This is a genomic window from Bacteroides sp. AM16-24, assembly GCF_003471885.1.
Taxonomy (GTDB): domain Bacteria; phylum Bacteroidota; class Bacteroidia; order Bacteroidales; family Bacteroidaceae; genus Bacteroides.
Genome location: NZ_QRKI01000011.1, coordinates 94,473 through 107,572, shown reverse-complemented (window position 1 = coordinate 107,572; position 13,100 = coordinate 94,473). Strand labels below are relative to the sequence as shown.

Annotated in this window: 11 protein-coding genes; 10 read left to right on the top strand and 1 reads right to left on the bottom strand. The window is 41.3% G+C overall.

Annotation, left to right across the window (positions count from 1 at the left end):
• Positions 1 to 75: 75 nt before the first annotated feature.
• From DW182_RS13865 to galE, 9 genes are all read left to right on the top strand, one after another.
• Positions 76 to 1,518 carry a DUF3078 domain-containing protein gene (locus DW182_RS13865; protein ID WP_118295886.1) on the top strand — a complete coding sequence of 481 codons (1,443 nt, stop codon included), beginning with the start codon at positions 76 to 78 and terminating at the stop codon, positions 1,516 to 1,518.
• Positions 1,519 to 2,018: 500 nt separating this feature from the next.
• On the top strand, positions 2,019 to 2,438 hold the full coding sequence (locus DW182_RS13860; protein ID WP_044534790.1) for a SoxR reducing system RseC family protein: 420 nt from the start codon (positions 2,019 to 2,021) through the stop codon (positions 2,436 to 2,438).
• A 44-nt stretch (positions 2,439 to 2,482) separates the two neighbouring features.
• On the top strand, positions 2,483 to 3,457 hold the full coding sequence (locus DW182_RS13855) for a Fe-S cluster domain-containing protein (protein ID WP_021966978.1): 975 nt from the start codon (positions 2,483 to 2,485) through the stop codon (positions 3,455 to 3,457).
• A 38-nt stretch (positions 3,458 to 3,495) separates the two neighbouring features.
• Positions 3,496 to 4,833: an electron transport complex subunit RsxC gene (gene rsxC / locus DW182_RS13850; protein WP_007663250.1), complete on the top strand. Its 1,338-nt coding sequence runs from the start codon at positions 3,496 to 3,498 to the stop codon at positions 4,831 to 4,833.
• Between the two features lie 6 nt (positions 4,834 to 4,839).
• Positions 4,840 to 5,832: an RnfABCDGE type electron transport complex subunit D gene (locus DW182_RS13845; RefSeq protein WP_007663248.1), complete on the top strand. Its 993-nt coding sequence runs from the start codon at positions 4,840 to 4,842 to the stop codon at positions 5,830 to 5,832.
• A complete protein-coding gene (locus DW182_RS13840) occupies positions 5,829 to 6,491 on the top strand; it encodes an RnfABCDGE type electron transport complex subunit G (RefSeq protein ID WP_007663247.1) in 663 nt (220 codons plus the stop codon). Before DW182_RS13845 ends, DW182_RS13840 begins: the two co-directional genes overlap by 4 nt.
• A 17-nt stretch (positions 6,492 to 6,508) precedes the next feature.
• Entirely contained in the window at positions 6,509 to 7,093 is a 585-nt protein-coding gene (gene rsxE / locus DW182_RS13835; RefSeq protein ID WP_007663246.1) for an electron transport complex subunit RsxE, read from the top strand.
• A 13-nt stretch (positions 7,094 to 7,106) separates the two neighbouring features.
• Positions 7,107 to 7,685 carry an electron transport complex subunit RsxA gene (gene rsxA / locus DW182_RS13830; protein ID WP_007663245.1) on the top strand — a complete coding sequence of 193 codons (579 nt, stop codon included), beginning with the start codon at positions 7,107 to 7,109 and terminating at the stop codon, positions 7,683 to 7,685.
• Positions 7,686 to 7,836: 151 nt separating this feature from the next.
• The gene (gene galE / locus DW182_RS13825; RefSeq protein WP_044534918.1) at positions 7,837 to 8,871 is read left to right on the top strand and encodes a UDP-glucose 4-epimerase GalE; all 1,035 of its coding nucleotides are present in this window, start codon (positions 7,837 to 7,839) and stop codon (positions 8,869 to 8,871) included.
• A gap of 230 nt (positions 8,872 to 9,101) precedes the next feature.
• On the opposite strand, the gene DW182_RS13820 is transcribed toward galE, so the two are convergent.
• Positions 9,102 to 9,845, bottom strand: a complete 744-nt coding sequence (locus tag DW182_RS13820) for an IclR family transcriptional regulator (protein WP_007663243.1) — start codon at positions 9,843 to 9,845, stop codon at positions 9,102 to 9,104.
• A 236-nt stretch (positions 9,846 to 10,081) separates the two neighbouring features.
• On the opposite strand from DW182_RS13820, the gene DW182_RS13815 reads away from it, so the two are divergent.
• Positions 10,082 to 13,093, top strand: a complete 3,012-nt coding sequence (locus tag DW182_RS13815; protein ID WP_233564160.1) for a TonB-dependent receptor — start codon at positions 10,082 to 10,084, stop codon at positions 13,091 to 13,093.
• The last annotated feature ends 7 nt before the right edge of the window (positions 13,094 to 13,100 follow it).

Genomic DNA, 13,100 nt, shown 5'->3' with positions numbered 1-13,100 from the left:
TTTTCTTTCTCTATTTCTATGTTTTCTAAACATTTTAATTTAATTTTGCGCTCAAAACATAGATTTTAGGGCGTTATGAAGAATAAATTTTTATCTTTATGGGCAATCGCTGTGCTTTTTTCTTCGTCGGCTATGGCGCAGAATTCGGTGAAGCCTGTATTAAAAACCGGTGAAAAAACGGCTGTAGTACAAGCGGATACTTTATCGGACTTAATGAAGCAATATTTTGTTTTAAAGTTGAAGCCGGGAAGTGCTACCCCAGAATTGGATACAGTTTCCATATCCTATGAAAAACATTTGGGAGTATTAAATTACCTGAATGATCCTTCCACTCCGGAGCGTTACATTGCGGACAATCCTGATTATTACCGCTTGTTTATCCCGTTGACTTATTATAATTCTCCCATGGAGAGCATTTCAATATTGAAATGGAAATTCCAGCCTTTTGATACAGCAAAAACTTCTGTAAAGGAACCATTGTTGTTTGATGAAGCTCCTTTTACTTCGAAGAAACGTGCCAATGAAGTGGTGGACCGTGCGCTGTTATATCTTTATGCTAATGAGAATCCGCCTAAGATTGTGGCATGGGAAGATGAATTAATGCAGGTGAAAAGTTTCACGGATAATATTGAAAAAGAAGTTTCATCTAAACCTTCTGTCCTGAAATTATTTGTCCAGGAAGATATGGCCAATGTAAAAGAGGATGCAGAGGTTGTGATCCATAAGCCCAATTGGTGGGTGACGGGTGGAAGTGGTTCTTTGCAGATTACTCAAAACTATATTTCTGACAACTGGTATAAAGGTGGTGAAAGTACAAACTCTTTTTTGGCGAATCTGCAATTGTTTGCTAATTATAATGATCGCGAGAAAGTGCAGTGGGAAAATATGTTGGAGGCCAAGTTAGGTTTTGGTTCCACTCCTTCGGACAAGTATCACGATTATCTGGTAAACACTGACCTGCTACGCTTGTATAGTAAAATGGGTATTCAGGCAGCTTCTAATTGGTACTATACCATTTCAACAGAATTTAAAACCCAGTTCTGCCATGGTTATAAGGCGAACAGCGAAAAGTTAGTTTCAGCTTTCTTTGCTCCGGCGGATTTATCCACCAGTGTCGGTATGGACTACAAGTTGAAGAAGAAAAAGTTTAGTCTGTCTGTTTTTATGGCTCCGTTGACTTGGACGATGCGTTATATAGGCAATAAAGATGTGAATGAGGTGGACTTCGGTTTGGAGGAAGGCAAGTGTGTACGTCACAACTGGGGTTCGCAAATACAACCCACATTGGAGTGGACCATCATTCCTTCCATCGTATTGAATTCCCGTCTGAATTATCTGACCAGCTACGAATGGACTCGTGTAGAATGGGAGAATACGATCAATTTCATATTGAACCGTTATCTTTCTACAAAATTGTATGTACATGCACGTTATGATGACAGTAGCAAGCCGACTACTGGAGATAGTCACTTCCAGGTGAATGAAATTCTGAGTTTTGGTATTAATTATAAATGGTAATTATAAATACTTGATATAAATAATGAAGCTGCTTCCTTTTGGGGGCAGCTTTATTTATAATATCCCTCCATTAGTGGAATTAATGGCTTCCTTTCCGTGCCCGAAAAGGAACCAAGGCTGGAGTTGGGCAATATCCGGTCCGTACCAACTCCGTACCAAATTCGGTTGAAGGTACCTCTATCCGGGGATGGTACGGAGCAAACAGGGGGGTGAACCTTTTTTGGTAGGGATCTGACAGGATGCTGAGCAGCCTCTGATTCCTGCCAATGAGTATAGTATAAATGTAGTAAATGAGGCTGTTTCTTTTGAACAATAGTGCAAAGTGATACATCAATCCCTGTTTTTTAACAGCTTTTCTGGCTTTTCCTGTGAAAAAAATGAGGAAAAACAGTTAAAACGGGAAAAAGTGCGTTAGCGTACACATAAAAAAGTAGGTGAAAGCCTTGCAGTTCACAAATAATGCGTAAATTTGCCGCAATTTGTAATGCACAGTTTGCAAAATGGCAGATATTATAAAACATCAAGGTATTGTGGAAAACATAAACGGTTCTCATGTTATGGTGAGAATTGTCCAAACGTCAGCTTGTGCAGCGTGTAGCGCTAAAGGACATTGTGCCTCGGCTGATACCAAAGAAAAAATGATTGATGTAATCAGTAATGATGCATCTTCCTACCAACCCGGTGACCGGGTAATCGTCTTCGGAGAACTATCCATGGGGATGATGGCGGTGTTACTGGCCTTTATAATACCTTTCTGTGTTCTGATTATTTCTCTCTTTATATTTATGGCTATCTGGAACGACGAACTTCTCTCTGCGATTTGTTCGTTAGCTCTCCTTATACCTTACTATTATATATTATGGCTGAATAAAACACGTATGGGGAAAAAGTTCTCTTTTTCCATAAAGCCGATAGACTAACTATTAGAACATTAAAAACAAATAATTAAATAAATAACTAATTTATGAATGTAATTCTGATTGCAGTGATTTCATTGGGAGCTATAGCGCTGGTTTCGGCTGCTATTCTGTATATCGCTTCCAAGAAATTCGCCGTGTACGAAGACCCGCGAATTGCACAGGTAGGAGAGGTGTTGCCTCAAGCAAATTGCGGTGGATGTGGTTACCCGGGTTGTAGTGGTTTTGCCGATGCTTGTGTAAAAGCAGGTTCGTTGGACGGAAAATTCTGTCCGGTAGGCGGACAACCTGTCATGACGCAAATTGCCGAAATCCTTGGTTTGGATGCTACTGCGGCCGAACCGATGGTTGCGGTTGTGAGATGTAATGGAACCTGTGCCAATCGCCCGCGTGTAAATATGTACGATGGCGCGAAGAGTTGTGCTATTGCAGCTTCTCTTTATGGTGGTGAAACAGGTTGTAGTTTTGGATGTCTGGGCTGTGGCGACTGTGTGGAAGCCTGTCAGTTTGATGCTATCCACATGAATCCCGAAACAGGACTTCCGGAAGTGGATGAAGCCAAATGTACGGCTTGTGGTGCTTGTGCAAAGGCTTGCCCGAAGAATATTATTGAAATCCGCCCGCAGGGTAAGAAGTCACGCCGTGTCTATGTGCAATGCGTGAACAAAGACAAGGGTGCCGTAGCGCGTAAGGCTTGTACGGTTGCTTGTATCGGTTGTGGCAAGTGCGTGAAAGTTTGTCCGTTCGAGGCCATTACGCTGGAGAATAATCTGGCTTACATTGACCCGAACAAATGTAAATCATGTCGTAAGTGCGAGGAAGTTTGTCCGCAGAACACGATTGTCGCACTCAATTTCCCGCCGCGCAAGCCGAAGGCGGAAGGTGCTGCTCCGGCTGCTGCTAAAGTAGCTGCTGCGCCAAAAGCTACAGAAACACCTAAAGCAGCAGAGGCTCCTAAGGCTGTAGAAACCCCGAAAGTAGTTGAAACCCCTCAGGTGGAAACTCCGAAGGCGGAAGCTTAATAATCAAGAAGTAATAAACGACTAAAATACAGAATTGTATGTTGAAGACATTTTCAATCGGTGGTGTTCATCCACACGAAAATAAACTTTCAGCACATCAGCCCATCATCAAGGCGGAAGTTCCTGCTAAAGCTGTGATTCTGCTGGGACAGCACATCGGTGCACCTGCAAAACCGCTTGTGGCTAAAGGAGATGTGGTGAAAGTCGGCACAAAGATTGCTGAACCCGGTGGTTTTGTATCTGCAGCCATTCACTCGTCTGTCAGCGGCAAGGTTGCTAAGATCGATTCGATTATCGATGCCAGCGGTTATCCGAAGCCAGCTATTTTTATCGACGTAGAAGGTGACGAATGGGAAGAAAGCATTGACCGCACAGAAACTTTGGTGAAGGAATGTAATCTTACCTCTGAAGAAATTGTGAAAAAGATTGCCGATGCCGGTATTGTAGGTTTGGGTGGTGCTTGTTTCCCTACTCAAGTGAAACTTTGTCCGCCGCCTGCATTCAAGGCAGAATGTGTGATCATTAATGCCGTAGAATGTGAACCCTACCTGACAGCTGATCACCAGTTAATGCTGGAACATGCAGAAGAAATTATGGTAGGTGTATCTATCCTGATGAAGGCCGTAAAGGTTAATAAGGCATTTATCGGTATTGAAAATAATAAGCCGGATGCTATTCAGTTGATGACAAAAGTTGCTTCCAGCTATGCAGGTATCGAGGTGGTTGCTTTGAAAGTGCAATATCCGCAAGGAGGTGAAAAGCAGTTGATTGATGCCATCACCAGCCGTCAGGTAGCAAGTGGCGCATTGCCTATCTCTACAGGTGCTGTGGTACAGAATGTGGGTACTGCATTTGCCGTATATCAAGCTGTACAGAAGAATAAGCCATTGTTTGAACGTGTGATTACCGTAACAGGAAAATCGGTGGCAAAACCCTCCAACTTCCTGGCACGTATCGGTACACCGATGAAGCAGTTGATTGATGCTTGCGGTGGTTTGCCCGAAGATACAGGTAAGATTATCGGTGGTGGCCCGATGATGGGAAAGGCGTTGATAAATACAGATGTACCAACTGCTAAAGGTAGTTCTGGTATTCTGATAATGAACAATAAGGAAGCCAAGCGTGGTGAAATTCAACCTTGCATCCGTTGTGCAAAGTGCGTGGGTGCTTGTCCGATGGGATTGGAGCCTTATTTGTTGTCGGCGCTTGCTGAACATACTGAATTCGAGAGAATGGAGAAAGAAAGAATAATGGATTGTATCGAGTGCGGTTCTTGCCAGTTCACCTGTCCTGCGAACCGTCCGTTGCTGGACTATTGCCGTTTGGGTAAAGGTAAAGTAGGAGCGATCATCCGTGCACGTCAAGCTAAAAAATAACGAAGTATGGAAAATAAATTAATAGTATCACTTTCGCCCCATGTCCATGGTGGTGACAGCGTGAAAAAGAATATGTATGGCGTGCTCATTGCATTGATTCCTGCATTTCTCGTATCACTCTATTTCTTCGGACTGGGTGCGCTGATTGTTACGGCTACTTCGGTAGCTGCCTGTTTGTTCTTTGAATGGGCTATCGGCAAATTCCTTTTAAAGAAAGAAACCACGACTATTTGTGACGGTTCTGCCGTAATCACAGGTGTGTTGCTGGCATTCAACTTACCTTCCAATCTGCCTATCTGGATTATTATTCTGGGTGCATTGTTTGCAATAGGTGTCGGTAAAATGTCTTTTGGCGGACTGGGTTGTAATCCGTTCAACCCCGCATTGGCAGGCCGTGTATTCCTGTTGCTCTCTTTCCCTGTGCAGATGACGAGCTGGCCGGTTGTCGGACAGTTGACTTCTTATACAGATGCAACGACGGCGGCTACACCTCTTAACCTGATGAAGCAGATTGCCGGTGGAAATATAGAAGCTTTAAAAGATTTGCCTTCTTCTTTTGACTTATTGATTGGTAATAATGGAGGTTGCTTGGGTGAAGTAAGTGCCTTGGCATTGCTGTTGGGATTGGCTTATATGCTTTGGAAGAAAATTATAACCTGGCATATTCCTATTTCTATATTGGCAACAGTATTTGTATTCTCAGGTATCATGCATCTGGTAGATCCGGAAGTATATGTATCTCCGGTGCTTCAACTGCTTACAGGTGGTTTGATGTTGGGGGCTATCTTTATGGCTACGGATTATGTCACTTCTCCGATGAGCAAGAAAGGGATGTTGATCTATGGTGTGTGTATCGGTCTGCTGACAGTGATTATCCGTTTGTTCGGTGCTTATCCTGAGGGTATGTCATTCGCCATCCTGATTATGAATGCCTTTACTCCGTTGATAAATACATATTGTAAACCTAAACGCTTTGGGGAGGTAGCGAAGAAGAAATGAAAAAGTTAGAATCATCCTTGAAGAATATGTTGCTGGTACTCACGGGTGTTACCGCTATTTCTGTGGCGTTGCTGGCATATGTAAATGAGCTGACGAAAGAACCTATTGCACAAGCCAATGCAAAGACATTGAGTGATGCGGTAAGTGCGGTTGTTCCTGGTTTTGATAACGATCCGATTGCGGAAAAAAAGGTGCAGGCTGTGAATGGTGTGGATTATGCCGTGTATCCTGCAACGAAAGACGGACAATTTATTGGTGCTGCTGTAGAAGCCAGTTCAATGGCATTTGGCGGTGAACTGAAGGTACTGGTCGGTTTTGATGCAGAAGGAAACATTATAGATTATTCTTTGTTGTCGCATGCGGAAACTCCGGGATTGGGTTCCAAAGCTGCCGATTGGTTTAAAGAAGGTAACAAAGGAAGTATTAAGGGAATGAATCCGGGTAAGGCCCCTTTGTCTGTTAGCAAAGACGGGGGACAGGTAGATGCTATTACCGCTTCTACCATTACTTCACGTGCTTTCCTGAATGCTGTGAATGCTGCTTATGCTGCTTATGCGGGTCAGAATGAGTCTGATGCTGCTACGGGCGCTACACAAAAAGTTGTTGAACCTGCTGAAAACGCAGCTACTGAGGCTACGGATTCCATCAGCGCTAAATAAAGAAAGGAGTAGAAGATATGAATAATTTTAAAGTTATGATGAACGGGATTATTAAAGAGAATCCTACGTTTGTACTCCTGCTTGGTATGTGTCCTACGCTGGGTACTACCTCTTCCGCCATTAATGGTATGGGTATGGGATTGGCAACCATGTTCGTGTTGATTTGCTCTAATATTGTAATCTCGGCTATTAAGAATGTTATCCCTGATATGGTGCGTATTCCATCTTTTATCGTAGTTATCGCATCTTTTGTAACGTTGTTGCAAATGGTGATGCAGGCTTATGTTCCTGCTCTGTATGCTACGCTGGGTCTGTTTATTCCGCTGATTGTGGTAAACTGTATCGTACTGGGACGTGCCGAAGCTTTTGCTGCAAAGAATACTCCGGTAGCTTCTTTCTTCGATGGTTTGGGAATGGGACTTGGTTTTACCTTGGCTCTTACTCTGTTGGGTGCCGTACGTGAGTTCCTGGGAACAGGTAAAATCTTCAATCTGACTATTCTTCCTGAAGAATACGGTATGTTGATATTCGTACTTGCACCGGGTGCGTTCATCGCGTTGGGTTATCTGATTGCATTGATTAACAGCTTTAAAAAAGCATAATTAAGAACTTAGTATGGAATATATATTGATATTTATTTCGGCAATCTTTGTTAACAACATCGTGTTGTCACAATTCCTGGGAATTTGTCCGTTCCTCGGAGTATCCAAGAAAGTGGAAACTGCATTGGGTATGTCGGCTGCTGTAGCATTCGTACTTACTATTGCTACTATAGTGACATTCCTTATTCAAAAGTTTGTTCTTGATGCTTTCGGTTTGGAATACCTGCAAACAATTACCTTTATTTTGGTAATTGCAGCCTTGGTTCAGATGGTAGAAATCATTCTTAAAAAAGTATCACCTTCCCTATATCAGGCACTGGGTGTATTTTTACCTTTGATTACTACAAACTGCTGTATTCTTGGTGTGGCCATTCTTGTAATTCAAAAGGATTATGACCTGTTGACGGGTGTAGTTTATGCATTCTCTACTGCTATTGGCTTTGGCTTGGCACTGACACTCTTTGCGGGTTTGCGTGAACAGATGAGTTTGGTGAATATTCCGAAAGGCATGAAAGGAACTCCGATTGCTTTAATTACAGCCGGTCTTTTGGCTATGGCTTTCATGGGATTCTCCGGTGTAGTAAAGATCTGAAAAAAAGAACATTCAGTAATAGATAAGGGGTAGAAGAAATTCTGCCCCTTTTTAATTTAAACTAAAAAAATACTCTTTTTTCTTTTTATCTAAAATTAATTTCCTTAAATTTGCCGCCACAACGATGATAACCTATAAGAATAAATCACTGATGAAAGAAAAAATCTTGGTTACAGGTGGAACCGGTTATATTGGTTCACATACTGTAGTAGAACTTCAAAACGCAGGTTATGAAGTAGTGATAATAGATAATTTGTCAAACTCTAGCGCCGATGTAGTTGATAACATCGAAAAAGTATCAGGTATTCGTCCTGCATTCGAAAAATTGGATTGTTTGGATTTCGCTGGTCTTGACGCTGTGTTTACTAAATATAAAGGCATTAAAGCCATCATCCACTTTGCAGCCAGTAAGGCTGTAGGCGAGTCGGTTCAGAAACCATTGCTTTATTATCGCAATAATCTGGTTTCATTGATTAACCTGCTTGAGTTGATGCCAAAGCACGGAGTGGAAGGTATTGTGTTCTCTTCTTCTTGTACAGTTTACGGTCAGCCGGACGAATTGCCGGTAACGGAGAAAGCCCCGATTAAGAAAGCTGAATCTCCTTACGGTAATACGAAGCAGATCAATGAAGAAATCGTTCGCGATACAGTGGCTTCAGGTGCTCCTATCAATGCAATTTTGCTGCGCTATTTCAATCCGATTGGTGCGCATCCGACAGCATTGCTCGGTGAGTTACCCAATGGTGTGCCTCAGAACTTGATACCTTATCTGACCCAGACCGCTATCGGTATCCGTGAGAAACTGAGCGTCTTTGGTGATGATTATGATACGCCCGACGGCTCTTGTATACGCGACTTCATTAATGTAGTTGATTTGGCAAAAGCACATGTTATTGCTATCCGCCGTATTTTGGAAAAGAAACAAAAGGAAACAGTGGAAGTGTTTAATATCGGAACGGGACGCGGTCTTTCAGTATTGGAATTGATTAACGCTTTCGAAAAGGCAACTGGTGTGAAACTGAATTATCAGATTGTCGGTCGTCGTGCGGGAGATATTGAAAAGGTATGGGCCGATCCTAAATTCGCTAATGAAGAGTTGGGTTGGAAAGCTGTTGAAACCATCGAAGATACATTGCGTTCTGCATGGAACTGGCAATTGAAGCTTCGTGAGAGGGGTATTCAATAAGCGGTAAAAGAGATTTTTGTTTTTATTAACAAATAGGGAATGAACAAATGCTTCCCCGCATTTGTTTATATGTTGCAAATCAGCCTGATGCTGTTTATGTATATGTGAATATCCGTAACTAGTACTTATGCCTCCCCGGCATAGACAGGTAAGATTGCATAGTAGTTTTGTCGTGTTTTATTTTGTGTTTGTGTTGTGAATAAGCCTTGTCGGGAGACAGGGCTTATTTTTTATTCTTGTTCTTCTATTGCCTTATTCAATAGAAATGTTGTTTCTTTAAGTTTTTCGACAATATTTATTTTAGTAATTTCTTCAAACCGAATATCTGGCAAGTAAATCCCCAGACTTGCGATGATCGTCTTGTTTTTATAAATAGGAGTTGCTAGGCTGACAACATGGTTAGCATTGGAAGTGATTTCTACTTCTTTGGCTCTAATTTCAGTTAAGGCAGCAACCAGATTTTGTGCATTCTTTATTTCCGGCCACGATTCTTTATCAGGTAATCCGTATTTTCCTGTGAAATAGTTTAGTTCCTTTGGAGAGTAGTGGGCTAGTATCATTCTTCCGGTAGTAGCTTTATAAACGCTGGATTCTTGGGTGGTTCTGACCTGGATTTCATGGGTACATTCTGCTTCATATAATAAAATTCGTTTCCCCCCTTCAATAATGGAGAGAATAACCGTTTCATTTATATTATCCCGAAGCCGTTCAATAAGAGGCTTTGCGATTTCTTTTAGTTCAGCATAATAGGTATATGAGTTGGTTAATTGATAAGCCATATAGCCTAGTTTGTATCCCTTCTTTGCGCCTATCTGTTCTACATAGTTTCTGTTTACCAATGTTTTTAATATGTTGGCACATGTTCCATGGTTTAATTGAAGTGAATCTGCAATTTCGGACAAGCTTAGGTCTTCTTTGGGGCTGGAAGCTATTACTTCAAGAATGCTTAGGGCCCGATGTATGACTTGTATCATATCTATAATATAAAAGTTATTTTTTTATAGTTTTATAATGCAAAATTAGGAATTATAATTCTATTGCCAATTTTTAGGTTTTGTTTTTAACTACTATTGTGTGTGTGTCCTCGTGTAGAGCCCTTTTGATGGCTTATTCTTATGTTCTACAACAGAAATTGCATTTTTTTTCTGCTGATTATTTTGATCCTAAAAGACTAATAGTAATTTTGCATTGAAAAATTAAATTTTATATTATGAAAACAAAGTGTTATTTGCTACTGTGTATGTTTGTTTGCACCACGGCTTTTGCTCAGCATGGTGTAAAAGGCAAAATTGTGGATGCCGGTACCGGAGAGTCTTTGGTAGGCGTGAATGTTACGGTAAAAAATGAGAGTTCCGTAGGTACGATTTCCGATTTGGACGGAAATTATTCTTTGGTTGTTTCTAAAACTGCTACTTTGGTATTTTCGTATATAGGTTACATAAGCCAGGAGATACCGGTAGGAGAGAAAAACATGATTAATGTTTCATTGGTTGAGGATTCAAAAACCTTAAGTGAAGTTGTTGTGATTGGTTATGGAACCATGAAAAAATCAGATTTGACTGGTTCTGTGGTTAAAGCGGATTTGAATGTAATGAAAGATTCGCCGAATACAAGCATTATGCAATCTTTGCATGGAACGGTGGCTGGATTGCAAATAGGGCAGACCAATTCAGCTGGTGAAGATCCTTCAATCGGAGTGCGTGGACAAACCACTATTAATGGTAGTACTTCTCCTTTAATTATATTGGATGGAATTATATATGGTGGGCGCATTTCTGATATTAATCCGAGTGATATTGAATCCATTGATATATTGAAAGATGCGAGCAGTAAGGCTGTTTATGGTGCGAAAGCAGCTAATGGTGTATTGATGATTACATCTAAAAAAGGTAAAAGAGCTCAAAAACCGAAGATATCATATTCAGGTAGTTGGGCGTTCAGTAATCCGACAGTCGATTACCGGCCATTGAACCGGGAAGAATGGATGCAGAAAGTACGTGATATCGAATATGAGTCAGCCTATACCAAGGAATCCGGTTATTTAGTTCCAAATCCGGACTGGGATTTTTCCAAGTCACAACTGAATGTGCAACAGTTGGATGGAATAGAGAATGGTACAGATTTTAACTGGTGGGATGAAGCTATGCAGACTGGGCATTTATTTACTGATATGGTGAATATCAATGGTGGTAGCGAACATGTTTCTTATTTCCTTTCCGGTAGTTGGACCAATCAAAGAGGAGTTGTAAAGAATGACAAATATAAGCGTACTACATTCAGAGCTAATATTGATGTGCAAGCTACATCTTGGCTGAAGGTGGGTACTAATACTTTTTTCTCCGTTTTGGACTATTCCGGAGAGTCCCCCAATATGAATGCTCTTATTCGTATGCCGGCCGTAGTGACTCCCAAGGATGCGGATGGTGAGTGGATTACCAATCCGAATGGAACTTTAACTATGAATCCTTTCTTGGAATATATGGTCGAAAATTCAGACAAGCGTCATCAGATAAATACAACCGTTTATGGACTGGTTAGTATACCTTGGATCAAAGGATTGACCTATCGCTTGAATTATAATTATACGCTTGATGCCAAGAATTTATATAATTATAGTCGGTATGAGGCCAGTCAACAAGGAGAAGCATCAAAGCAGCACGATAATTCATCTGTATGGTTGCTGGATAATATTGTAAATTATACCAATTCTTTTGGTAAGCATGCTATTAATGCAACGTTTGTGTATGGTGCTAGCAGGCAGGCCTATGACAATACCCTGGCAAAAGGACAACAATATACTAGTACGGTAACTGGTTATAATGATTTGGGACAGGCTATCATACAAACCATACGTTCGTCAGCTTATAAGGAGAGCAACCTTTATCAAATGCTTCGTACATCTTATAATTATGATAGCAAATATTTGTTAACAGCTACATTACGTCGTGATGGTTTTAGTGGCTTTGCCGAGAATCACAAGTTCGGTCTGTTTCCTTCTGTTGGTTTGGGTTGGGTATTGTCTCGTGAAGCGTTCTTGTCCGAAGCGGAATTTATGGATAATCTCAAGCTCAGAGCTAGTTTTGGTGTGACGGGTAACCAAACTTCACGTTACAGTTCCTTAGCAAAGGTTGAACTGAATGCAGGCTCGAAATATGTTTTTGGCGATGGTGCAAGTACGTCCATCGGTTCTACTGTTATGCGCATGTCCAATAAAGATTTAAAGTGGGAGACGACAGCTGAGTATAATGTTGGTATTGACTTTTCCTTTTTCAAGGAGAGGCTGACTGGAAGTATAGACTTTTACCGAGCTACCACAAAGAATCTGTTATGGGATGTTATTATTCCGACGATGACCGGATTTTCCAGTGTACGCAGCAATGTGGGCAAGTTACAGAATACAGGTTTGGAAATAGTACTCGGTGGTACTCCTGTGAAAACAAAAGATTTTCAATGGAATGTCCGGCTGAATTTTTCAACGAATAAGAACAAGGTGGTTTCTTTACTGGGACAGGATACTGATGGAGACGGTAAAGAAGATGACTTGGTAGCCAGCGGACTGTTTATCGGAGAATCGTTGGGAACCATTTATGACTATGAAGTGGAAGGTATCTGGCAGTTGGCAGATAAAGAGAATGGTACTATTATGAAGGGTTTTTATCCCGGAACCTATAAAATTAAGGATCAGAATGGCGATGGAGAGATTACGGCTGGTGAAGACAGGGTGATTCTAGGGCATAAAGAACCGGCTTACATGATGGGTATTTCCAATGATTTTAGCTATAAAGGGTTTGAATTACGTTTTTTCATCAATACCATTCAGGGAGGTAAGAACGGATATCGGTCGAAGATTGCCAAACCTGATTATATTGGAAAGTCGATAGGTAATGCCGAGAACCTGAGTTGGCTGACTGCCTATGATTATTGGTCACCAAGAAATCCGAATGCTAAGTTTGCAACAGCTTGGCTATCTCCTACCGTAGATACGAATCGGATGCAAAATCGCAGCTTTGTCCGTTTGCAAGATGTATCGTTATCCTATAACTTTGATCAGCGATGGACTAAAAAGTTAGGTGTGAGTAATCTGAGGCTTTTTATTAGCGGACAGAACCTTTTGACTTTTACAGGTTGGGATGGTTGGGATCCTGAAGCCGGTATTGGTTTCACCACAGACTCTTATCCCGTAATGCGTACTTATGCTTTTGGTATAGATTTAACTTTTTAACAGATTG

Excerpts from the sequence above, each read along its gene's own strand:
- DW182_RS13865 (WP_118295886.1), top strand. The coding sequence starts at position 76 with ATGAAGAATAAATTTTTATCTTTATGGGCAATCGCTGTGCTTTTTTCT.
- DW182_RS13860 (WP_044534790.1), top strand. The coding sequence starts at position 2,019 with ATGGCAGATATTATAAAACATCAAGGTATTGTGGAAAACATAAACGGT.
- DW182_RS13855 (WP_021966978.1), top strand. The coding sequence starts at position 2,483 with ATGAATGTAATTCTGATTGCAGTGATTTCATTGGGAGCTATAGCGCTG.
- rsxC (WP_007663250.1), top strand. The coding sequence starts at position 3,496 with ATGTTGAAGACATTTTCAATCGGTGGTGTTCATCCACACGAAAATAAA.
- DW182_RS13845 (WP_007663248.1), top strand. The coding sequence starts at position 4,840 with ATGGAAAATAAATTAATAGTATCACTTTCGCCCCATGTCCATGGTGGT.
- DW182_RS13840 (WP_007663247.1), top strand. The coding sequence starts at position 5,829 with ATGAAAAAGTTAGAATCATCCTTGAAGAATATGTTGCTGGTACTCACG.
- rsxE (WP_007663246.1), top strand. The coding sequence starts at position 6,509 with ATGAATAATTTTAAAGTTATGATGAACGGGATTATTAAAGAGAATCCT.
- rsxA (WP_007663245.1), top strand. The coding sequence starts at position 7,107 with ATGGAATATATATTGATATTTATTTCGGCAATCTTTGTTAACAACATC.
- galE (WP_044534918.1), top strand. The coding sequence starts at position 7,837 with ATGAAAGAAAAAATCTTGGTTACAGGTGGAACCGGTTATATTGGTTCA.
- DW182_RS13820 (WP_007663243.1), bottom strand. The coding sequence starts at position 9,845 with ATGATACAAGTCATACATCGGGCCCTAAGCATTCTTGAAGTAATAGCT.
- DW182_RS13815 (WP_233564160.1), top strand. The coding sequence starts at position 10,082 with ATGAAAACAAAGTGTTATTTGCTACTGTGTATGTTTGTTTGCACCACG.